The sequence below is a fragment of the Streptomyces sp. NPDC051315 genome, from assembly GCF_044455165.1.
Taxonomy (GTDB): domain Bacteria; phylum Actinomycetota; class Actinomycetes; order Streptomycetales; family Streptomycetaceae; genus Streptomyces.
Genome location: NZ_JBITEN010000001.1, coordinates 459,286 through 476,800 on the forward strand (window position 1 = coordinate 459,286; position 17,515 = coordinate 476,800).

The 17,515-nt window shown below is 70.9% G+C and carries 36 protein-coding genes; 5 read left to right on the forward strand and 31 right to left on the reverse strand.

Annotated elements, in window-relative coordinates; translation table 11 throughout:
* Window positions 1-25: 25 nt before the first annotated feature.
* The 12 genes from ACIBBD_RS02060 to ACIBBD_RS02115 form a co-directional block, all read right to left on the reverse strand.
* The gene (locus ACIBBD_RS02060) at window positions 26-205 is read right to left on the reverse strand and encodes a hypothetical protein (RefSeq protein WP_399417323.1); all 180 of its coding nucleotides are present in this window, start codon (window positions 203-205) and stop codon (window positions 26-28) included.
* 77 nt (window positions 206-282) lie between these two features.
* Complete coding sequence (locus ACIBBD_RS02065) at window positions 283-471, reverse strand: hypothetical protein (protein WP_399417324.1); 189 nt, start codon at window positions 469-471, stop codon at window positions 283-285.
* Window positions 472-482: 11 nt separating this feature from the next.
* Complete coding sequence (locus tag ACIBBD_RS02070; RefSeq protein WP_399417325.1) at window positions 483-932, reverse strand: hypothetical protein; 450 nt, start codon at window positions 930-932, stop codon at window positions 483-485.
* Between the two features lie 8 nt (window positions 933-940).
* Entirely contained in the window at window positions 941-2,965 is a 2,025-nt protein-coding gene (locus ACIBBD_RS02075; protein ID WP_399417326.1) for a hypothetical protein, read from the reverse strand.
* 79 nt (window positions 2,966-3,044) lie between these two features.
* On the reverse strand, window positions 3,045-3,857 hold the full coding sequence (locus ACIBBD_RS02080) for a hypothetical protein (RefSeq protein WP_399417327.1): 813 nt from the start codon (window positions 3,855-3,857) through the stop codon (window positions 3,045-3,047).
* Window position 3,858: 1 nt separating this feature from the next.
* The gene (locus tag ACIBBD_RS02085) at window positions 3,859-4,326 is read right to left on the reverse strand and encodes a hypothetical protein (RefSeq protein WP_399417328.1); all 468 of its coding nucleotides are present in this window, start codon (window positions 4,324-4,326) and stop codon (window positions 3,859-3,861) included.
* A 129-nt stretch (window positions 4,327-4,455) separates the two neighbouring features.
* Window positions 4,456-4,689 (reverse strand): hypothetical protein, encoded by a 234-nt coding sequence (locus tag ACIBBD_RS02090; protein WP_399417329.1) that lies wholly within the window; start codon window positions 4,687-4,689, stop codon window positions 4,456-4,458.
* A 187-nt stretch (window positions 4,690-4,876) separates the two neighbouring features.
* Window positions 4,877-5,965 (reverse strand): hypothetical protein, encoded by a 1,089-nt coding sequence (locus tag ACIBBD_RS02095; RefSeq protein WP_399417330.1) that lies wholly within the window; start codon window positions 5,963-5,965, stop codon window positions 4,877-4,879.
* Window positions 5,966-6,062: 97 nt separating this feature from the next.
* Window positions 6,063-6,239, reverse strand: coding sequence for a hypothetical protein (locus ACIBBD_RS02100; protein ID WP_399417331.1), 177 nt, complete (start codon window positions 6,237-6,239; stop codon window positions 6,063-6,065).
* 86 nt (window positions 6,240-6,325) lie between these two features.
* Window positions 6,326-6,451 (reverse strand): hypothetical protein, encoded by a 126-nt coding sequence (locus ACIBBD_RS02105; protein WP_399417332.1) that lies wholly within the window; start codon window positions 6,449-6,451, stop codon window positions 6,326-6,328.
* Window positions 6,448-6,690, reverse strand: coding sequence for a hypothetical protein (locus ACIBBD_RS02110; protein ID WP_399417333.1), 243 nt, complete (start codon window positions 6,688-6,690; stop codon window positions 6,448-6,450). The genes ACIBBD_RS02105 and ACIBBD_RS02110 overlap by 4 nt, the downstream gene beginning before the upstream one ends.
* Complete coding sequence (locus ACIBBD_RS02115; RefSeq protein ID WP_399417334.1) at window positions 6,687-7,139, reverse strand: hypothetical protein; 453 nt, start codon at window positions 7,137-7,139, stop codon at window positions 6,687-6,689. Before ACIBBD_RS02115 ends, ACIBBD_RS02110 begins: the two co-directional genes overlap by 4 nt.
* Window positions 7,140-7,351: 212 nt before the next feature.
* Between ACIBBD_RS02115 and ACIBBD_RS02120 the strand changes: the two genes are divergently transcribed.
* From ACIBBD_RS02120 to ACIBBD_RS02140, 5 genes are all read left to right on the forward strand, one after another.
* The gene (locus tag ACIBBD_RS02120; protein WP_399417335.1) at window positions 7,352-7,594 is read left to right on the forward strand and encodes a hypothetical protein; all 243 of its coding nucleotides are present in this window, start codon (window positions 7,352-7,354) and stop codon (window positions 7,592-7,594) included.
* 129 nt (window positions 7,595-7,723) lie between these two features.
* Window positions 7,724-8,353 (forward strand): NUDIX hydrolase, encoded by a 630-nt coding sequence (locus tag ACIBBD_RS02125; RefSeq protein WP_399417336.1) that lies wholly within the window; start codon window positions 7,724-7,726, stop codon window positions 8,351-8,353.
* Window positions 8,350-8,760: an NUDIX hydrolase gene (locus ACIBBD_RS02130; protein ID WP_399417337.1), complete on the forward strand. Its 411-nt coding sequence runs from the start codon at window positions 8,350-8,352 to the stop codon at window positions 8,758-8,760. The genes ACIBBD_RS02125 and ACIBBD_RS02130 overlap by 4 nt, the downstream gene beginning before the upstream one ends.
* A gap of 102 nt (window positions 8,761-8,862) precedes the next feature.
* Window positions 8,863-9,108 (forward strand): hypothetical protein, encoded by a 246-nt coding sequence (locus ACIBBD_RS02135; protein WP_399417338.1) that lies wholly within the window; start codon window positions 8,863-8,865, stop codon window positions 9,106-9,108.
* A gap of 65 nt (window positions 9,109-9,173) precedes the next feature.
* Window positions 9,174-9,563, forward strand: a complete 390-nt coding sequence (locus ACIBBD_RS02140; protein ID WP_399417339.1) for a hypothetical protein — start codon at window positions 9,174-9,176, stop codon at window positions 9,561-9,563.
* Between the two features lie 42 nt (window positions 9,564-9,605).
* On the opposite strand, the gene ACIBBD_RS02145 is transcribed toward ACIBBD_RS02140, so the two are convergent.
* From ACIBBD_RS02145 to ACIBBD_RS02235, 19 genes are all read right to left on the reverse strand, one after another.
* Entirely contained in the window at window positions 9,606-9,821 is a 216-nt protein-coding gene (locus ACIBBD_RS02145) for a hypothetical protein (protein ID WP_399417340.1), read from the reverse strand.
* Between the two features lie 29 nt (window positions 9,822-9,850).
* Complete coding sequence (locus tag ACIBBD_RS02150) at window positions 9,851-10,516, reverse strand: hypothetical protein (protein ID WP_399417341.1); 666 nt, start codon at window positions 10,514-10,516, stop codon at window positions 9,851-9,853.
* Window positions 10,517-10,568: 52 nt separating this feature from the next.
* Complete coding sequence (locus ACIBBD_RS02155) at window positions 10,569-10,724, reverse strand: hypothetical protein (RefSeq protein WP_399417342.1); 156 nt, start codon at window positions 10,722-10,724, stop codon at window positions 10,569-10,571.
* 36 nt (window positions 10,725-10,760) lie between these two features.
* Window positions 10,761-11,033: a hypothetical protein gene (locus ACIBBD_RS02160; RefSeq protein WP_399417343.1), complete on the reverse strand. Its 273-nt coding sequence runs from the start codon at window positions 11,031-11,033 to the stop codon at window positions 10,761-10,763.
* Complete coding sequence (locus tag ACIBBD_RS02165; protein WP_399417344.1) at window positions 11,030-11,338, reverse strand: hypothetical protein; 309 nt, start codon at window positions 11,336-11,338, stop codon at window positions 11,030-11,032. The genes ACIBBD_RS02160 and ACIBBD_RS02165 overlap by 4 nt, the downstream gene beginning before the upstream one ends.
* Window positions 11,335-11,562 carry a hypothetical protein gene (locus tag ACIBBD_RS02170; protein WP_399417345.1) on the reverse strand — a complete coding sequence of 76 codons (228 nt, stop codon included), beginning with the start codon at window positions 11,560-11,562 and terminating at the stop codon, window positions 11,335-11,337. The genes ACIBBD_RS02165 and ACIBBD_RS02170 overlap by 4 nt, the downstream gene beginning before the upstream one ends.
* Window positions 11,559-11,927 carry a LuxR C-terminal-related transcriptional regulator gene (locus ACIBBD_RS02175; protein WP_399417346.1) on the reverse strand — a complete coding sequence of 123 codons (369 nt, stop codon included), beginning with the start codon at window positions 11,925-11,927 and terminating at the stop codon, window positions 11,559-11,561. Before ACIBBD_RS02175 ends, ACIBBD_RS02170 begins: the two co-directional genes overlap by 4 nt.
* Window positions 11,928-12,021: 94 nt before the next feature.
* Entirely contained in the window at window positions 12,022-12,225 is a 204-nt protein-coding gene (locus tag ACIBBD_RS02180; RefSeq protein ID WP_399417347.1) for a hypothetical protein, read from the reverse strand.
* A gap of 225 nt (window positions 12,226-12,450) precedes the next feature.
* On the reverse strand, window positions 12,451-12,687 hold the full coding sequence (locus ACIBBD_RS02185) for a hypothetical protein (protein ID WP_399417348.1): 237 nt from the start codon (window positions 12,685-12,687) through the stop codon (window positions 12,451-12,453).
* Entirely contained in the window at window positions 12,680-13,387 is a 708-nt protein-coding gene (locus ACIBBD_RS02190) for a hypothetical protein (protein ID WP_399417349.1), read from the reverse strand. The genes ACIBBD_RS02185 and ACIBBD_RS02190 overlap by 8 nt, the downstream gene beginning before the upstream one ends.
* A gap of 52 nt (window positions 13,388-13,439) precedes the next feature.
* Window positions 13,440-13,619, reverse strand: a complete 180-nt coding sequence (locus ACIBBD_RS02195; RefSeq protein ID WP_399417350.1) for a hypothetical protein — start codon at window positions 13,617-13,619, stop codon at window positions 13,440-13,442.
* A 74-nt stretch (window positions 13,620-13,693) separates the two neighbouring features.
* Window positions 13,694-13,969 carry a hypothetical protein gene (locus ACIBBD_RS02200; RefSeq protein WP_399417351.1) on the reverse strand — a complete coding sequence of 92 codons (276 nt, stop codon included), beginning with the start codon at window positions 13,967-13,969 and terminating at the stop codon, window positions 13,694-13,696.
* Window positions 13,966-14,277, reverse strand: coding sequence for a hypothetical protein (locus tag ACIBBD_RS02205; protein WP_399417352.1), 312 nt, complete (start codon window positions 14,275-14,277; stop codon window positions 13,966-13,968). The genes ACIBBD_RS02200 and ACIBBD_RS02205 overlap by 4 nt, the downstream gene beginning before the upstream one ends.
* Window positions 14,278-14,396: 119 nt before the next feature.
* Complete coding sequence (locus tag ACIBBD_RS02210; protein ID WP_399417353.1) at window positions 14,397-15,161, reverse strand: DNA-methyltransferase; 765 nt, start codon at window positions 15,159-15,161, stop codon at window positions 14,397-14,399.
* Between the two features lie 79 nt (window positions 15,162-15,240).
* Window positions 15,241-15,447, reverse strand: coding sequence for a hypothetical protein (locus ACIBBD_RS02215; RefSeq protein WP_399417354.1), 207 nt, complete (start codon window positions 15,445-15,447; stop codon window positions 15,241-15,243).
* The gene (locus ACIBBD_RS02220; RefSeq protein ID WP_399417355.1) at window positions 15,444-15,752 is read right to left on the reverse strand and encodes a hypothetical protein; all 309 of its coding nucleotides are present in this window, start codon (window positions 15,750-15,752) and stop codon (window positions 15,444-15,446) included. Before ACIBBD_RS02220 ends, ACIBBD_RS02215 begins: the two co-directional genes overlap by 4 nt.
* Window positions 15,749-16,066 (reverse strand): hypothetical protein, encoded by a 318-nt coding sequence (locus ACIBBD_RS02225; RefSeq protein ID WP_399417356.1) that lies wholly within the window; start codon window positions 16,064-16,066, stop codon window positions 15,749-15,751. Before ACIBBD_RS02225 ends, ACIBBD_RS02220 begins: the two co-directional genes overlap by 4 nt.
* On the reverse strand, window positions 16,063-16,704 hold the full coding sequence (locus ACIBBD_RS02230; protein WP_399417357.1) for a hypothetical protein: 642 nt from the start codon (window positions 16,702-16,704) through the stop codon (window positions 16,063-16,065). Before ACIBBD_RS02230 ends, ACIBBD_RS02225 begins: the two co-directional genes overlap by 4 nt.
* Window positions 16,701-17,501 (reverse strand): helix-turn-helix domain-containing protein, encoded by an 801-nt coding sequence (locus ACIBBD_RS02235; protein ID WP_399417358.1) that lies wholly within the window; start codon window positions 17,499-17,501, stop codon window positions 16,701-16,703. The genes ACIBBD_RS02230 and ACIBBD_RS02235 overlap by 4 nt, the downstream gene beginning before the upstream one ends.
* Window positions 17,502-17,515: the final 14 nt, after the last annotated feature.

Below are 17,515 nucleotides of genomic sequence, written 5' to 3' on the forward strand. Positions count from 1 at the left end.
CTGTGACATACAGTGATCGCCGTGGTCAAGCGGCAGCGCTGCGTGTCACGGTCTCCACCCGCACGTCGATCTTCTGGTGTTCGAGCGCGGCGTCGAGCGCCGTCTGTGCCCCGCTGTCCTGCCAGGCAGCGGCGATGTCTGCCCGGGCGAACTGGAGCCGGAGCACGCCGCCGTGGAGGACTGGGGTGGCATGGGCGAGGAGCATGCCGGCGGCTGTACGTCGGCGGGATGTTGCGGCGACCACCTGCGGCCACCATGCGGGTACGGACACGACGGGTCCCTTCATCGGTCGAGGCGCCGGGTCATGACGGCGCCGCCAACGACGGCGATCACGAGGTAGACCGCCAGCCCGACGAGCATGTGGCCGGTCCTGGGCTCTCCGGGGAGGAGGACCAGAGCGAGGGCGATCAAACCCAAGATGAGCGGGGCGAGGATCGTGTAGAGCCAGTACAGAGAGTGGTAGCGCTCCATCGGAATCTCCTTCACTGCTGGTTGTTGGTGCGGGCGATCAGACCGCTGGTCTTGGTCTGCTGGGTGCGCTGGTCGACGGGCGCGTTGTAGTGGTGGTGGTGGATGTCGGGCACGGCGTGCTTGAAGTTCTTCAGCATTCGGGTGACGGCCCAGATGGGTACGGCGACGGCGGCGGGTGCGGCGCAGACGATGCCGATGACGGTGGGGTCGGCGATGCCGGACGCGGCGAGGACGAGGCTGGCGGATCCGCTGACGAGAACCGAAGCGACGCCACCGGACAGCATGAGCGCGCTGGCGTCGACGGCCCGCTGACTCATCGGGGCGCGGCCGGGCTGCGGGACGGGTTCGGCGGTGCCGCGGGCCGGGATGGGGCTGTCGTCGCGGAAGGCGGTGGCGATGAGGCGGTCGGCGTGCTCCTTGGCGGTGACCTCCTCGCTGGCGGGGATGAGGGGCTCGTTCACGAGTTCTCCTAGGCGGCTGCGTCGAGTTCGGTGGGGTCGGCGGGGGTGTCGGCGTGGTCAGGGTGGGCCCAGATGCCGCGGTCGACGGCGACGGCAAGGCCCTTGGTCTTGAGGCGGGTGAGGGCGTTCTTCACGGCGCTGACCGTGAGCCCGGTCTCCTGTGCGATGGTCACGCGACCTACAGGCCGGCCCCGCTCGCGCAGGAACGCGGCGACCTTGTCGTCGGTCCCGGGCGGAGCTTCGGCAGCGATGGCGGCCGAGGCTTGAGCGATGGGGTCGCTGGACGGGGCACGGCGGGTTACGTCGACGGGGCCGTCACTGAAGGCGTCGTCGGGCAGGACGGGGGCCTCGCCGCGCAGGCGGGCCGCGAGCCGGTCCAAGCGCTCGTGATAGGCCTTGCCGCACACGCCGGCCGCCGACTTCTCGATGGTGGGCGTCGTTCCGGTGGTGGCCCAGTGGGCAGGATCGCGGTCGAAGAAGGCGCGGAACTGGGCCTGCCGGTTGTCGGGGCCCTTGATGTAGCCGAGGCCGGCCGTGGACGTCTTGTCGGGCCAGTACATGGGCAGCTGACTGGGGTTGACGTCCCAGCCGGGCAGGCCGATGGAGTCGGTGAGGCTGCTGGCGGTGCGGAACATGACGGTGTTGCCGGACTGGGCCTGCTCGCGGATGTCGGTGGACTCCGGGGCGTTGCCAAACATGTTGGCCTTGGGGCCCTGGAACACCAGCCGGATCTTGATGCCGCACTTGCGGGCCATCTGGATGATCTCCAGGACGAGCGCGGGCGCGCCCTGCAGGTTGAGGACGCGGTGCGCCTCGTCGATGGTCACGGAGATCAGCGGGTCGGGGTCGCCGACGACGAAGTGGTCCCGGCCGCGCAGCTTGCGGCCCTTGTGGTCGATCCACTCCATCATCGAGTAGCGGGCGGACCGCTCGTACATGACGTTGCGGACGGCGTACAGCATGGCCAGACCGCCCTGGGCGGTGTCCTCGTACCAGTCGACGGCCTCCCGCCAGCGAGGCAGGGACTGCCCGCCCTGCGGGTCGCACACCCACGACACGATCCCGTTGTGGCGTTCGGTGCCGAGCAGCATGTCGAGGAAGCGGCTTTTGCCGCCGTCGGTGGCGCCGTACACGACGGTGTGGACCGGGCCGGACGGCTTCCAGAACGCGTAGTGGGCGGGGGCGCCGTCGTAGAACAGGCCGACCTTGGCCTGCCCGGTGTTCATGTCGAGGATCTGCGGGCCCGGGTGGTCGGTGGGCTTCTGCAGCGGGTTGCGGTCGAAGACGGCGATGATGGCGCGCTTGGCGGACTGGCCCATCGCCTTCTCGATCTGCAGCATCTCCTCGGGCAGGTCGAGGGCGCCGGCGATGTCGGCGGAGGCTGCGTAGGCCTTCCGCCAGTTGCCTTTGCGGACGACGATGACGGCGGTCCAGCCGTAGTCGGTGGTGATCACGTTTTTGAGCTCGGAGCCGGGCAGCGGGCCGTCGGTGCAGGCGACCTCGTCCTGCCACAGCTGCATCTGCTTGGCCAGGGGTGGCGTGGGGGCGGCGGTCTTCTTGCCGCGGCGCCACCAGTAGATGCCGTGTCCGATGCCCCAGGCGGCGGCGAGGGCGGGGTAGGGGCTGTGGCCGGGCTGGAGGCCGCCGGTGGCGGCCATGGCGGTGACGAGGCTGCCGCCGGTGGTGACGGCGGAGGCGGCGGCGATGAAGTCAGCCCGGGCCGGGAGGCGCTTACGCAGCCGCTTCTTGCCGATACGGGCGTCCCAGCGGCCCCAGGCGAGGGTAGTGGCGGCTCCGGCCGCGGTGGCGGCGAGCGCGGTCTTCCATCCGTCGTCGGCCTGGGCGAGGGCGCTGCCGGCGATGGCCTGGGCGGCGGTGGCGTAGATGGGGGCCATGCCGCGGCGGGTTCGGTAGGCGAGGCGCAGCGCGCGTCGGGCGGCCTTGCTGTTCTTCTTGCGGGAGGAGCCGGCCTTGCGGCCCGTCGGACGGTCGTCGGTGCCGTTGGTCTTCTCGACGGTGGTGGTCTTCGGCATGGCGGCTTCTACTCCTGCGGGTTCGTGAAGTCTCGGTGGGGGCGGCGGCCCCGGCGCCTGGCCGGGGCCGCCGGGTTGGTCAGACGTCGTTGGTGTAGGCCTGCTTGGCGGCCATGCGCCCGCCGGTGGAGGCGACGGCTTCCTGGATGCCGGCGTGCCGGGTGTGGATGTTGCGGGAGGACTGTGCGGCGATGGCGGCCTTGTCGACCATGGCCTGCTGCAGCTTCTGGGCGGCGGCGAGGGCGGCGGCGCACATGTCGCGCAGGGCGGCGAGCTCCTGGAGGGTGCCGTCGTCGTCGCCGAACTCGAGGGCTCCGGCCTGCTCGATCATGGCTTCGATGGCGGCCATCTCGTCCTGGGCGCGCTGGGCGATGGAGCTGGCCTCTTCGGCGGTGGTCGTGGCCTCGGAGGCGGTGCGGGCGACGGCGGACTTGAGGGTGTTGACGCCGGTGATCTCGGGGATGGTGGCGAGTGCCATGGGTGCTCCTGTGGTGTCGGGGTTGGTGTCGTTCTTGATCAGGACGAGCTTTCGGCCGTCGGTGCCGGCGGGTGCCGGCGAGGACGGTTCGGTGTCCGGGGCGTCCGGGGTGGGCTGCGGCTTGGTGGTCTCGACAGCCTCGGGTTCGGGCTGGCGGCGGATCTTGGCGGCGGCCCGCTTCTTGGCCTTGGGCCATTCGCGTTTGAAGCCGCGGACGAATCCCTTGCAGAACGGGCCGGCGGCGGTCGCGATGGTCGCGGTCCAGGCGGCGAGCTTGGCGCCGGTGCGGCGGCCCTTCTTCGCCGACGCCTTCTTGATCCGCTTCTTGTGCTTCTTCGAGACTTCGCCGGTGGCGTTGTCGATCGCGGTGGCGCAGGCGTAGGCGATGGCCAGCAGCAGGATGAGGCCGAGCATGTCAGCCTCCCATCAGCCACATGGCGAGGGATCCGACCTGGGTGGCGATGAAGCCGAGCGTGGACGCGGCGGCGTCGCCGAGCTGGCCGGGGATCATCACGGTAAGGGGCGGGGTGAACGCGGCGAGGAGCAGGGTGCGGGTCTGCACGCCGGTCATGAAGTCGCTGACGAGCCACAGCAGGGCGGCCATGGCGAGCGCGAACATGATGCCGAAGCCGGTCCACTCCCCCGCCAGTCCGTCGATGAAGCCGTCGACGCTGGTGGTGGCCTGGTTGATCCACTGGCCGACCGGGGTGGAGACGAGACCAATCGAGGCGGTGAGGACGAGCAGGACCTGAAGCTGCGGGCCTTTGATCTTGGCGGCGAGCCGGTTGATCCAGGGGAGGCGGTCGGCGACGTACAGGACGCCGGCCGCTCCCAGGCAGGTTCCGCCGGTAGCGGCGGAGATCCCTGCATCAATGGCAGGCATTTCGATGTTCCCCCTTGCGGTTACGGTGGGTTAGTGGTTTCCTCGCGCGCGCGGGCGCGAGCGGGCGCGTTGGGGTTCTTCGGCTCGGCCCGGGATGGCTTGAGCCATCGGTTGAGCCATTACGGACGGTTAGGTGTCGGTGAGGGACTGGCGGAGCTGGTCGATCAGTTGGGTGGCCCGAGCAGCTGCGTCGGGCCTCCGGGTTTCGGGGAGCTGATTGATCGCCGACCGGAGCTGGTCCATGGCGACCGCCAGGACCGCGGACGGTCCCTGCGTCTCGGCCTGGCGGCGGCGCTCACCCAGGAACTGGGCGGAGCGTGCCTGCTTGAGGGCCTGACGGGACGGGCGGCGGGCGGTCGCCACGGGCCTTTCCTCCTTCTGGTCGGGATCTCGGATGGTCCGGGTCTGCTTGCCGGGTCTGCGAGCGTTCCGCTCACCGGCTCACTCACCGGGGTTGAACTGGGGTTTTTCGGTGTCGACTGCTTCCGGCAGTCTCAGCAAGGTCCAGAACCGTGGGGGTGCTGGGCCTCACTGGCTGTGCCGGACGCGGCTACTGCTGGACGGCGTGCTCGTTGGTCTCGATCTCGCCCCAGACGCGGCGGACGCGCTCCTCGCGGGCCCGGAAACCGGCCGCACGAAACTCGGCCTGCGCCTGCCGGTAGGAGCGGGGCGGCTCCATGCCGTAGCGCAGCCACCGCAGGACGACGGCGAGCTGTTCGTCCGTGAGGGTCTGGCCGGGCTCCGGGAGGTCGATGCCGGCCACGGACGCCATCTCGGCCAAGGTCGGAACGCCTGCTGCGGGAGCCTGCTCGAGCTCCCCGATCGTGTCCGTTTCGTCCGGGGTCACGGGCGGGATGGTCACGACCTCGATTTCCGGCGTGGCCTGTGTGACCACGGTGTGACCCTCCTGGTCGGCAAGGGCGTGACGACCGGCCGTGACCGCAGGCCGGGACACGGCAAGGACGAGGTCCCGCTCGGCGAACGCGAGGGCCGCGGCACCGTGCTCCTGCTCCGACTTCTGCAGCCGCTCCTCGGCCTTGGCGCGCGCCCGGTTGATCTCGGCCTGCGCCTTGGTCAGCACCTCGGCGCGGGCGATCTGCCGCTCCATCTCGGCGAGATGGGCCGCCGTCTCGGTGAACACGTCGGTGGTGGCCTCCGACCGCAGATGCCGAGCGTCGGCCGCGGCAAGGGCGCGGGCGTTGCGGTCGGTCGCCGACTGCTCTGCGATGCGGGCGGCAGTGTCGGCGTCCGCGAGGATGTTCCCGGCGAACAGGCGCAGCCCCATGAACACCGCGGCGGCGACCGGAACGCCGGCGAACACCTGGGCGTGGCCGAGGATCAGCAGCGTCGCCGTCGAAACGCCGACCGCGACCGCCGACAGGCCGATCATGACGGCCATGCCGAGGCGGGAACGCTGCCGGATCGCCACCTCCGACATGCGCAGCGCGCCAATCCACAGGGCGTCGTAGACGAGGGCGATCGACCAGGCGACGACCGTGCCCAGCCTGCCGCCCAGGCCGAGCATGTGGCCGAGCTGCCCGCCGACGGTCACGGCGACCAGAACCAGGGAGGCGAGGGTGAGCAGCTTCTCGACGACGGCGAACGCGTCCACGCGGCCGAATCGGCTGGTGAGCTTCAAGACCCCTCCTTTCAGGGTGGGGGTTGCAGTGGTCTGGGGTGCCGCCCCTCGCGGCCGTGGGGGATCGGATACGCGAGGGGCGGCGGTCTAGGGGCGGTCAGGCCGCGGCGGGGAGGTGGAGGCCGCGCAGCTCGTCCATGAGCGGCGGCTCGCCCGGGTGCTCGCGGTCGTAGTCGATCGCGGCGAGCCCGATCTCCAGGGCCTTGTCGTAGTCGCCACGGGCGCGGGCGGCCCGGTACTCGGCAAGGAACGCGGAACGGGTCTGGCTGGACATAGCGGTGCCTTTCGGGCGTGGTGGGAGGTGGAAGCCGCGGGGGCGGGACGGGGGGACGTTGGACCGCCCCCGCGACGGTCGGTGGGTTAGCGCTGCTGCTGGGCGGCGAGGCGTGCGGCCTCGGCGGCGGCGCGGGCGGCAGCCTCGGCGGCGGCCTGCGCGGCGGCGATGCGCTGGGCGGCGAGAAGGTCGGCGGCCTGTTGCTCGGTCATGACGCCCCCTCGACGATCACGAGGAAGGAGTCCGTGCGCAGGTCCATGACCACGCGGGCGGGGATTCCCTCACGGCGGCGGGCGGCGGCGAACGACTCTGCCGGCCATTGGCCGCGGGGGTGACCGGCGTCGAACCGCTCCAGGACGGTACGGGGCGGGCGCTTCGGCTCGGTGTACCGGCGGTACGTCGACAAGTCCCGGGCGGCCTGCTCAGCCGGCGAGTACGTCGGGGTGCTCATTCCGCACCTCCGAGGCCCGCGATCAGGTCGCGGACGGCGGCGAGGCGGGTGATCGGGTCCTGGCCGGCGGGGACGACGATCACGCGACCGTCGGCCATCGTCGGGTCATGCACGGCCTTGATGTTGTCGCGGAGCCGCGAGTCGAGGGTGCTGACGTCCCACTCCTCGACGCGCATCTGGTGCTCGGCGAGCAGCACGGCCAGCGTGTCGCGGGCCTCCTGCTCGTCGGCCAGGCGCTCGAATTCGGCGAGCTGCTCGCGGGCCGTGGCGACCATGTCGCGCAGGCGGGCCGGCGACACCTCGTCGAAGTCCGACAGCTGGGCGTCGGCGGACGCGACCAGCGACAAGATGCCGGTGTCGCAGTCCGCCATCACCTCGGCCTCGAGGGTCAGGCTCAGCGCCCGCTCGGCGGGCAAGCCCTGGGTAGGGCTAGACTTTCGCAGTGCCATGAGGGGTCCTCTCACAGAATCCTCGTGGTAGGGCCGGCCTGAGAGGTAGGAGTCTCGGTGTCCGGCCCGTTTTCTGTTTTCAGCGCACCTCGACGGACGTATCCGGTAGGAGTGAGCCGCGCTTTGAAGCTCTGATTTGAAAGGTAGGCCAGACCGGTAGCTGCGTCAAGCGCAACCTTGAAAGGACTCGAAATGGCCCCTACTCTCAGGTCATGGCCCAGACCCTCGAGACCGCTATCGCCGCCGTCGCCAACGCCATTACCGAGCCCGACGACCCGGCCATGCAGTTCGAGAGGTTGCGCGAAGCCGAAGCCAAGATGAACCAGGCCTTCAAGGAAGCCCGACAGGTCATCGCCAACGGCTTCTACGCGCAGGGCAAACCCTGGCGAGAGGTCGGCGAAGCCATGGGGGGAGTCTCGGCCCAGAGGGCCTGGCAGATCGCCCGCGGCGAGTGAGGGTGCGTCCATGTCTTTGAGTCAAGCCGCGCCGTAGCCGGGCTGCCATGACCGCCCGGTGCAGTGCCGGTGCAGCAGCAGTGCAGCCGTGATGCAGTCCGCCCGAATCGATCACACAAGGGGCGCAAAGTGGACGTCATCGACACCTGGACAGGCCGGACGGCGTGCGCGCTCCAGTCGGCCCTCCGGATGACGAACGACGGCTTCGCCGACCACCTCGGCGTCGCGGTGCGCACGGTGGCCGGCTGGCACTCCTCGCCGGACATCGTCCCCCGCACTGAGATCCAGTCCGCCTTGGACACCGCCTACGAGAGGGCCTCCGCATCGGTGCAGCGCCGCTTCAGCCTCCTGACCCGCCCGAGCCCGGCCGCCATCGAAGCGCAGGCCCTGCGGGTAGCAATCGCCGTAGTCCTGCGCGGGGACGACGTTCTCCTCGTCTGCCGCCGCGGGGACGGTGAGCTGCACTGGCAGTTCCCGGCCGGCATGGTGAAACCTGGCGCAGACCCGGCCACGGTCGCGGTGCAGGAAACCCACGGCGAGACGGGGGTGCACTGCCGGGTCCGCGAACAACTGGGCGAGCGCGTCCACCCAGTGACGGGCGTGGTGGCCTCGTACTACCTCGCTGACCATCTCGCCGGCGACGCCACCAACCGTGATCCGCTGGAGAACGTCGACGTCGCATGGGCTCCACGCTCGTCCCTGACCCGCTTCATCCCCGAGCAGTCCATCTACCCGCCGATCCTGGAGGCGCTGGCATGACCGAGACCACCACCGAGAAGCCCGGCATCTCCGCGGCGATCATCGTCCACGAGGGCCGTGTTCTGTTGGTGCGACGCCGCGTGAAGGAGGGGGAGCTCTCCTGGCAGTTCCCCGCGGGCGCGATCGAGCCCGGGGAGGCGGCAGAGGTTGCGGCCGTGCGGGAGACGGTCGAGGAGACGGGTCTCGTCGTCGCCGCGGTTCGACTGCTCGGCGAGCGAGTCCACCCGAAGACCGGCCGGTCGATGAGCTACACGGCGTGCGAGGTACTCCAGGGCGAGGCCAAGGTCGCGGACGAGGACGAGCTGGACGCGGTCGCCTGGGTCACGCTCGACGAAATCCCCCAGTACGTGCCCTACGGGCTGTTCGAGCCGGTACAGCAGTACCTGGACCAGGCGCTGCAAGTCTGACCCTCCGCACGCGCGCCCCCGCTTTGCGCCCTTGTGGCCGCACTCCCCTCCCCCCGACCGTTGCTTGCAGGTGCAGTTGCACGGCGACGACAGGGGGACTTCTTGCGGCGTTGGTGGAACGACACGGCGGGCCGACTGCTACTCGCGCTGGCGGTGGCGTTGGAGCGGTCGACGGCGAGCAAGCAGGCAGTGAAGGCCTGGAAGCTGCGGCGGAATGAGGCGCTGCGGGCGGCGCACCGGAGAGGGGTGCCGGTCGAGGTGCTGGCCGCACGGCTGGGGCTGACGCAGTCCTGGGTCAGGTACGTGATCAAGAACCCGAAGAAGGCGGCCATCGAGGAGGCCGCCTGACCCCACCTTCGGCCCGGCCGACCACTAGGCTGGCCGAGCCCACCCCGAGAGGACTTTGACCCCGTATGCGCCCGTTGGACTACCGCGACCGCCTCGTGGACCTGCTGAAGAACACTCCTGACGTGCAGCGGGTGGAGGTGTTGGATTCCGGCCCGTACCCGTATGCGCTGGCTGCGACGGTGGCTGGCCGGGAGCAGCGGTGGCAGGTGATCGGGCAGCTGGCGGACGGCGCGAAGCACGACACGCCGACGCCGCCGGTCACGGCTGGCCCGCCCGCGTTCACGGCCGCCCCGGTGACTGCGGCGCCGGATGCGTGGCTGGCCGGGGCGATCGGCGCGTCAGAGCCGGCGGACACGGAGCGGCTCGAGGTGTGGTCGGCCGGTGGCGGCAAGGGCGGCCAGGGTGTGACCGTGTTCTTCCACAACGGCGAGCGGGCGTTCATTCGCCTGGCCTGACAGCATGCGTGAAGGCCCCACCCGTGTGATCGGGTGGGGCCTTCATACCAGGGCTCTGAGGACTTCCATCGTTCGTTCAGGGTCTCGCTGGTAGGCGCGACGTGCCATCGCCTCGACTAGGTCGACCAGTTCGTCGGGCATGAGTCGATCTTCCAGGATCTGGACGGATGCCTTGCTGTCGTCGTAGGGGAGCTTGGCGTAGGTCCCGTCGGTGCGCTCGTAGTAGATGTCGTCGTTGATGATGGTGAGTCCGTGCATGCCTGATCAACGCCGCGGGTGATCTGCCGTCACGCGGCTCGTGTGGCGAGTGCGAGTTCGATGAGGGCTTTGTGTCCGTAGTCGGTGCCGCAGCCTTTGCAGTGCCGCATCTGGGAGTCGAGGTGGAAAACGATTCGGGTGCCGCAGGGGCAGACCGCGGAGAGGTCGCGGGGCGGCCTGGCTCCGATGATCATCGCTTCGCAGGTGCTGCGGATGGTGCGGATGTCCTCTGCGAAAGCGTTGATCGCCTCGTGCTGGCGGACGGCGGTGTCGAGGTTGAAGCGGAGCGTGGCGACGGCCTGGTCCATGCGGTACTGGGGGCGGACCGCCCTGCAGCGGGTGGCGTAGCCGCGGTGCTCCCAGTCACGGACCCACTCTTCGAGGTCGTTGACCAGGCCTCCATTGGCGGAGTCGCTGAGTGGGCCCATGCGGGCGGGTATCGGTGCGCTCTTGCTGCCGGAGACGCGGGGCCCGTTGCTGCGGCTGCTCGGTTCGAGCTCGGTGGGGAGGGCGGCGAACAGGCCGGAGACGAGTCGGCGTTCCCGCCCGGTGCCTTGCCAGGTGACGGGTCCGGCGAGGGCTGCGAGGTCGGCGTCGATGCGCTGCTGGCAGGGGCGGCAGCAGTATCGGTCCCATTCGTCGGTGAACAGGTCGTGGTGGCAGACGATGCAGAGCGGCGGCTGGGCGTCGTTCACGGCTTGCTCCTTGCTGCGGTGCGGGCTAGCGGGGCTGGGCGAGGGCGGGTCGTCAGTCGTCGGCGATGATCAGGCTGGCGATGCCGAGCCAGGTGAGGACGGCTGCTATGGCGCCGACGATCGCGGCGAGTTGGCCGTCGGCGCTGAGGCCGTAGGTGACGCCTCCGGAGATGGCGCCGAGAACGATGCCGAGGATGAAGACGGGCATGATCACTGCTCCTTGCTGCGGTGCGGGCGGCGCGGGTCAGGCGGGGCGCTGCCAGCTAGGGCAGTTGGCGCGGAGTCCGCTGCTGATGTCGTGGCTTGCGGTGCAGCCCTCCGGCCATCCCGGGTGCTCGGGGTAGGGGCCGTCCTCGGCGGGTTCGAGGTGCCAGCAGGTCTTGCAGGCGCGGGCGGCGGGGTTCTGCCAGCAACGGGGGATGTGGGCGGTGGCTGCGGCCTTTTTGGCCCAGGTGCGGCGGCAGTGGGGGCACTGGTGTCGGGTGACGACAATCGGCGTGGGCAGGTCAACGCTCACGGTGTCTCCCGGTAGCGGTGGTCCCAGGCGAGGTGGGGGCGGAGGATCTCGACGGCGCGTTCGATGGGTGTCGGCCCGGGCGGTTCAGCGGGGATCAGCCCCCAGTCGATGGCGATCTCCCGGGCGAGGTGGACGGGCTGGGCGATGTGCTTGGCGTCGCAGGGGGTGGCGCTGGGCCCGATCCACAGTTCGGCGGGTCCGGTGTGGCCGTCGAGGGTGATGTCGGCGGTGCCGATGCTGGTGAGTTCGGTGACGCGGAGGCCGCCGCAGTCGGGGCACAGGTCGATTTCGGTGCGGTCGCTCACCGGGTCTCCTTCGAGGCTGTCCGGTCGGCGGGGCTGGTATCGGTGCACCAGGGGCAGCCGTGGACAGGCGTGCGGTGGTGCTGGGTGTGGATGTTCCGGTCGTGGGTGCAGCGGTCGCGGCCGAGGACGGCGACGGCGGCCTGGACGGCGGCTTCGACGGCGGCCGGGTGGTTGATGCCGTGGTCGGCGAGCGCCGCAGTGATCGCGGCGTGGAGGGCTGTCATTGCTCGCCCGCCTTCTCGGTTTCCCACCAGCGGCGGTCGTTGGCGGCTGCCTCACGGACAGTCGGGCCGTCGTTGTGGGCGGGCTCGGTCGCTTGGGCCGCTGCCGGGCCGGCCGAGGCGGCCTCCTTCACCGGGTTGGGGATGATCCCCTGCCGGATCGCGGCGCGGACGGCTGCGGGTCGGCGTTGGTGGCGGGGCAGGTGGGTGACGTCGAGTCGCCGGTAGGCGTGGGACAGGAGCATGGACACGTGTTCGCGGGTGATGCCGAGTTGGTAGCCGATCTCGGTGAGGGTGGCGCCGGTCGCGGCTGCGGTGAGGGCTTGGGTTTGTCTGGGGCTGAGAGGCATTCCGGCGCGGCTGGTCACGGCTTCCTCCGGTTGCGGTACAGGTGTACGACGAGTGCGAGTGCGGCGGTGAGGCTGATGCCGGGGCAGATGAGGCCGGCGGCGGTGGCGAGGGTCATGGGGTGGTCCCGAGGATCTGCCGGGCGACAGCGAGGGCGTGCCGGGTGCGGCCTCGGAGTTCAGCGCCAGGCATGCGGTCGATGAGGTCGGCTTCGAAATCGAGCCAGTCGGCGAGCGGATCTGCGAGCTTGAGAGTGAGGTGGCTGTTAGCGGCGCGCAGGCCGGTTGCTGCTGCGCGGAGTTCGTCGGCGGCGCTCATTCGTGGTCCTTCGTGGGCTCTGGCGGCCGGTGTGGCGGCGTGCGGGCGGGTGGCCGGGGCTCGGGTGGTGCGAGCCCCGGCGAGGCGGTCAGGCGGGCGTGTACGGCTTCGGGGGTGCTGCGCTGGCCTGTGAGGCTCTGTCAGGGCATGGAGGCTCCGGGAGTGCCCGGAGCGCCCGAACAAGCGGGAGAGCGCCACTGAGCGCCTTCTAGGGCCGCCCTGCGGTCACTGCGCCGCTTCCGTCGCGAACTCGATGACGATCTCGTCGTCGCGGACGTGGAACCGGAGCGCGTCACCGGGCAGGGCCTCCGTGTCGGACAGGCCGTGCGCCTTCCGGTAGGCGTCTGCGGCTACGACCCACGCTTTGTTGATCTCCTCGGCTGCCACGCCCCACGGTTCGGCGGCGGGAACAATCCACCGGCGGATGGTGCGGGTGACGGTCTCGGACGTGAACTCAGCCACGGCCGGCCTCCTGGGTAAAGCCGGGGCAGTGGACGGGGTCCATGCCGGGCTGCGGTTCCCAGCCGTGCGGGAGGTGCTCGGTTCGGGTGCGGGCCCAGTTGCACGGCAGGACGGTCCGATCCTCCTTCGGCTGCTGCGCCCCGCCAACGGCAGGCGCGTCGCGGTGCTTAGGTAGGCCCGACCACCAGCTCGAGTCCTTTCCCAGCTCGTCCAGATCGTCGCCCGGGTGGTCTTGGACGAACCAGCCCCAGCAGGACGGGCACTTGCACCATTCGCGCGCCTCGCCCGGCGTCTCGTCGGTTGTGCGGCCCGGCACGGCGGCCTCGTCGGCGGCGCGGCGCAGGCGGTGCTCAACGATGTTCGTGACGGTGTTCCAGATGGAGACCGCGTCGCTGGGCCAGTCGGCCGGGGCGATCGTGGCGCGGATCTCGTCGGCAGCGAGACGGTACGCGGCCGTCTGTTCGGTGGCGGGCGCCTGCCCGGCAGACGACACGGCGGGGGACGGTGCGGCCGGTTGGCTCGTGACGGTCAGCCGGGCGGCCAGCCAGCGAGCGGCCTTGCGGTAGTCGTCCTGGACACGGCGGCCGGGCTCGGCGCCCAGTTGCTGCCAGGTCGGGTGGGCGTCGCCGTACACGTGGACGTCGGCGGCGCACAGCAGGCGGGCGAGCACCTCGACGTAGGCGGTCTGGTCGGTGGTCATCGGGTTCCTCTCGTGGCCGGCCGCACGAGACGGCCGGCCGGGGATGGGGTGGTCAGGCGTGGTTGGGGCAGAGGTCGCGGCCGTCGCGGGTGCGGCGCCAGCCGCGGTGCTTCTTGAGGAGGCGGCGGAGTTCGCGATGCGTGTGCGGCTCGAACCGGACCGGCCAGTGGCCTTCGGGCTCCGGGCAGTCGGCGCCGTCGCAGAGGATCACGAGGTACGCGTCCGCGGTCACGGGTTTCCTCCGGGGTGTGTGGGATGGTGGGGCCGGCCGCCCCGCAACTCGACTGCGGGGCGGCCGTCGAACTTTCAGGCGGTGGGCTTGCAGCGGCAGGTGTCGTCCCAGTCGTCCGGTTCGCCTGCCGGGTAGAAGTCGGCGGGCATGGGGTGGCCGCGGTCGCAGTGGAAACGGGCGCCCTGCGAGTCACGGCAGAACGGGCCGTCGGCCTCGTGCCACTCCATGGCCGGGTTGCGGCGCGCGCCGTGGTCGGGGCAGTCGAGGGCGGGGATGATCCCGTAGCAGGCCTGCTGGGGGCAGAGGCAATCCGCCGTGGGGGCCGTGTAGGGGATGGCGTGGCGGATCATGCGGGCTTGCCGGTGGTGAGGAGCAGGTGGACGCGGGCGGCGATCTCCAGCGGGGTGGTCGCGTCCAGCGTCTGCGGGTCGCCGACCTGGTCGACGGCACCGAGGCCCCAGTCGACGCCGTGGCGTTCGGTCCAGCCGATGACGAGCTGCTCGCCGGGGTCGGCGTCCAGAACGCGCATCGCGTGCAAGTCGAGGTCGATGACGATCGCGGACTCGTGGCAGTCGACGACCTTGTGGTCGAACAGCTCGATGGCGGCAGCAACCTGAGCGACCCAGGTGTCGGGCATCTCATCGACGATGCTGGTCATGTTTTCTCCTAGTTGGCGTGGGTTTGGGAGGGTAGAGGCGGCCGGTGACAGTGACCGCGGCGTGGGATGGTGGGGTCGGGCCGCCCTCCTGATAGCTGCAGGAGGGCGGCCGCTTGTCGTCATGCGGCAGGCAGGGTCAGCGCGGACAGCCGTCGGGCCGCGGCCTCGCAGTACTCCTCGCGGGCCTCGATGCCGATGGCGCGTCGGCCGGACTGGCGGGCCGCGTCGAGGGTGCTGCCGGATCCGGCGAACGGGTCGACGACGAGACCGCCGGGCGGGCAGGCGTAGCGGATCAGCGGGTCGAGGACGCCGAGCGGCTTCTCCGTGGGGTGGATCGCCCCGTGATGCATGGACCGGACGCGGAGAACGGACGTCATGAGCCGACTGCCGTCGTCCGTCCACACGGTGCGCTCGGTGAACTTGCCGAGGTGCTCGGCTCGACTGTCCGGGCTGTGGCCGACGCGGCTCCGCCGGTCGACGCCAGTGACGACGCGGGGCGTGTCGTGGTGGACGCTGGCCCAGTCGCCGCGATACCAGTGCGTGGCGTACTCGTGGACGCGGCGGAATCGGTCGTTGGACCGGGAGCTGCCGTTGTGCTTCTCCCACACGACGTCCTGGCTCAGCTTCCAGGCGGTGAACTCGCTGGCCCTGTCGAGGAACATGCGCATGCTGCCGAAGCACCACATCGACGAGGTGACGGTGGCGGCGAGGGTGGGCCAGCCGTCGGGCCAGCGATCCCACACGAGGCTCGTCTCGGCGTAGGGCGGGTCGGCGACGACCAGGTCGGCCTGCAGGCCGAGCGTGGGGAGGATCTCCCGCACGTCGCCGTGGTAGAGCCGCAGGCCGGCTTCCTCGTCCTGCCAATACGGGGCGGGTGTGGTCATGTCGTCTCCTGGGTGTGTGTGGCGGGCGGGTGGGGTGTGCAGGCGGGGCAGGGGCGGGGCGTCGGACCGGTGGCGGCGGTCATGCGGCCTCGCCATCGATGACCCGCAGCTGCGGTCGCCGGTGGCGGGCCGGGGCGAGGGCAGCTTCAAGTTCGGCACGGTGCGCGGCCTGCTCCTCGGGCGTCCACGCGGGCGCCGTCTCGGCGTTGCGCAGGGTCGATGCCCGGGCGCGGCCGAACGTGCCGGTCGGGATCGCCTCCGCCATCAGGCGCTCGTAGGGGGTCATGCGGCGGTGGCCTCAGCTTCCTGGTAGCGGCGGGCGTGGACCGTCTGCCGGGCGCGGCCGTCCTCGTGACACGGGACGCCGGGAGTGACCTGGCACTGCGGGCAGCAGGCGGTGGTCTGCGCCCACTCGGACACCCGCTGCGGGTGCGGCTGGATGAGGACCTGGTTGCGGGTACGGAGGACGCACGGCCGGTGGGCGGCGGCCCCGCAGTGCGGGCAGGGCACGCAGCGGGCCGGGTGCTGCTTGGCGCGCAGGGCGTGGCGGATCGAGTCCGGCATCGGGGCGGCGGGGCGTCGGGTGGTCATCGGGTCTCCTCGGGGCAGTTGCCGCAGTCGCACGGCTGGTCGGGGCGGTGGATTTCGTTGCTGTGGTGGCGGGCGGCCGCGGCCCAGACGTGGGCCGGGATCTTCCAGTCGGGTGGCGGGCCGGGCGGGGAGCTGCCGGTGGGCCAGGCGCCGGGCCGGTGCCCGGGCGGCTTCGGTGCGGCCGGCTTCGGGGGCGGGGTGCGGCGGGCGCGGCCGATGTCGATCTGGGCGCGCATCAGGGCCCGCAGTTCGGCGCGGCCTTCAGCGCGGACGGCCTTGATGTCGTCGATGCTGATCTCGTCCGGTTCGCTCACGACGCGGCCTCCTCGTCGACGATCTCGGCGTCCGGGATGTCGTCGTGCTGGCGGGCGAGGTGCCGGGCGGAGGCGGCCTTTCGGCGCTCGGCTTCCGCCTGCTCGTCGCTGTTGCCGCCGTTCTGGCGGGCGGAGTGCGGGGCGCGCTCCTTTCCGCCGGGCGTCCGACACGGCCGGCCTATCGCCGCACCGCAGTTGGGGCACTCGATGCCGAGGGGGCCCGGCCGCTTCACCTCGGCGACCTCGTCCGGGATGGCGCGGCCGACGCCAGCGAGCAGCTGGGCAACCGGGCGGCGTTTCATCTCCAGGCCGTCGGCGGCCCGGGTGCGCTGGCCGCGGAGGGCGGCGAGGTAGGCCTGCACGTCGTCGGGGTCGGCGTCCGGCACCTCGGCCGACAGTCCGGGCCCCTGGAAGGCGGAGGCTCGGGCGTCGCGGACCTTTCTGATCTCGTCGATGATCTCGGCGGGGCTGACGAACGGCTGGCGGCGGGCGACAGCAGCCGCGGCGGCCCGGGCGTCAGCGAGGGCGAAGTCGCCGAGGACGTCATGCCAGGCGTCGGGCGTGTACTCGTCGAACTTCTGCTGGGGGCAGAGGGCTTTCACGTAGCGGGCGAGCACCACGGTCTCGTCGGGGGTCATGAGGACTCCTGGTTCATGCGGGCCTTGGCGCGGGCCATGGCGCGGTCGAAGAGGTCGTCGCTTGCCTGCTGCTGGCGGTCGCGGAAGGGGATGACGTCGCCGCCTGAGGTCGGCTTGCGGATCTCAGCGAGGGCGAACTGGAGCGTGCCGCCGGTGACAGGCTTGGAGAGGTCGCCGAGGCGTTCGAGGGCCTGCCAGAGTTCGTCCGCTTCGATGCCGTTGCCGAGCGCCTCGTCGATGGCGCGGCGGATGGTGCGCTTCCCCTGGGCGGTGCCTCGCCCGTACTGCTCCCACCACTTGGTGAAGATCCGCTCGCCGAGCGGCTGCTCGTCGGTGGGGGCTGGGGGGTGGTTCTCTGACGGTTCTGTTGGTGGTTCTACTGAGGGTTCGGGTGAACTTTGGACGGGGTTTCGTGTCGCAAAGTTCGGGGTTTCCGCCTCAAAGTTCGGGGTTTCGGGCGCAAAGTTCGGGGTTTCCGCGTTCGATACCCCGTCAGATGTGCGGGGTTCCTGGCCAGTAACCCCGTCAGATGTGCGGGGTTTCGGGACGATCCGATAGCGGTTCGATCGGTGCCGACCGCCCCCGTTCTCGACGTCCAACTCGCCGATCTCGACGAGCGCCAGAATGGCCTTCTGGACCGCTCGGGGGCTCAGCTTCGTGCGAGCGGCGAGGTCATCAATCGACGGCCAGGCGCAGCCGCTGTCGTCCGCCCGGTCGGCCAGGGCGAGCATCACGAGCCGGGCCCCGTTGCGGGACTCGGACCGGGCCCACACCCAGTTGGTGACCTTGAAGCTCACGGAAGCCTCTTCTC

Bases quoted from the DNA above. Each gene is read 5' to 3' on its own strand.
- ACIBBD_RS02060 (WP_399417323.1), bottom strand. From the start codon at position 205: ATGCTCCTCGCCCATGCCACCCCAGTCCTCCACGGCGGCGTGCTCCGG.
- ACIBBD_RS02065 (WP_399417324.1), bottom strand. From the start codon at position 471: ATGGAGCGCTACCACTCTCTGTACTGGCTCTACACGATCCTCGCCCCG.
- ACIBBD_RS02075 (WP_399417326.1), bottom strand. From the start codon at position 2,965: ATGCCGAAGACCACCACCGTCGAGAAGACCAACGGCACCGACGACCGT.
- ACIBBD_RS02080 (WP_399417327.1), bottom strand. From the start codon at position 3,857: ATGCTCGGCCTCATCCTGCTGCTGGCCATCGCCTACGCCTGCGCCACC.
- ACIBBD_RS02085 (WP_399417328.1), bottom strand. From the start codon at position 4,326: ATGCCTGCCATTGATGCAGGGATCTCCGCCGCTACCGGCGGAACCTGC.
- ACIBBD_RS02100 (WP_399417331.1), bottom strand. From the start codon at position 6,239: ATGTCCAGCCAGACCCGTTCCGCGTTCCTTGCCGAGTACCGGGCCGCC.
- ACIBBD_RS02105 (WP_399417332.1), bottom strand. From the start codon at position 6,451: ATGACCGAGCAACAGGCCGCCGACCTTCTCGCCGCCCAGCGCATCGCC.
- ACIBBD_RS02110 (WP_399417333.1), bottom strand. From the start codon at position 6,690: ATGAGCACCCCGACGTACTCGCCGGCTGAGCAGGCCGCCCGGGACTTG.
- ACIBBD_RS02115 (WP_399417334.1), bottom strand. From the start codon at position 7,139: ATGGCACTGCGAAAGTCTAGCCCTACCCAGGGCTTGCCCGCCGAGCGG.
- ACIBBD_RS02120 (WP_399417335.1), top strand. From the start codon at position 7,352: ATGGCCCAGACCCTCGAGACCGCTATCGCCGCCGTCGCCAACGCCATT.
- ACIBBD_RS02130 (WP_399417337.1), top strand. From the start codon at position 8,350: ATGACCGAGACCACCACCGAGAAGCCCGGCATCTCCGCGGCGATCATC.
- ACIBBD_RS02140 (WP_399417339.1), top strand. From the start codon at position 9,174: ATGCGCCCGTTGGACTACCGCGACCGCCTCGTGGACCTGCTGAAGAAC.
- ACIBBD_RS02145 (WP_399417340.1), bottom strand. From the start codon at position 9,821: ATGCACGGACTCACCATCATCAACGACGACATCTACTACGAGCGCACC.
- ACIBBD_RS02155 (WP_399417342.1), bottom strand. From the start codon at position 10,724: ATGCCCGTCTTCATCCTCGGCATCGTTCTCGGCGCCATCTCCGGAGGC.
- ACIBBD_RS02170 (WP_399417345.1), bottom strand. From the start codon at position 11,562: ATGACAGCCCTCCACGCCGCGATCACTGCGGCGCTCGCCGACCACGGC.
- ACIBBD_RS02180 (WP_399417347.1), bottom strand. From the start codon at position 12,225: ATGAGCGCCGCCGACGAACTCCGCGCAGCAGCAACCGGCCTGCGCGCC.
- ACIBBD_RS02190 (WP_399417349.1), bottom strand. From the start codon at position 13,387: ATGACCACCGACCAGACCGCCTACGTCGAGGTGCTCGCCCGCCTGCTG.
- ACIBBD_RS02200 (WP_399417351.1), bottom strand. From the start codon at position 13,969: ATGATCCGCCACGCCATCCCCTACACGGCCCCCACGGCGGATTGCCTC.
- ACIBBD_RS02205 (WP_399417352.1), bottom strand. From the start codon at position 14,277: ATGACCAGCATCGTCGATGAGATGCCCGACACCTGGGTCGCTCAGGTT.
- ACIBBD_RS02210 (WP_399417353.1), bottom strand. From the start codon at position 15,161: ATGACCACACCCGCCCCGTATTGGCAGGACGAGGAAGCCGGCCTGCGG.
- ACIBBD_RS02215 (WP_399417354.1), bottom strand. From the start codon at position 15,447: ATGACCCCCTACGAGCGCCTGATGGCGGAGGCGATCCCGACCGGCACG.
- ACIBBD_RS02220 (WP_399417355.1), bottom strand. From the start codon at position 15,752: ATGACCACCCGACGCCCCGCCGCCCCGATGCCGGACTCGATCCGCCAC.
- ACIBBD_RS02230 (WP_399417357.1), bottom strand. From the start codon at position 16,704: ATGACCCCCGACGAGACCGTGGTGCTCGCCCGCTACGTGAAAGCCCTC.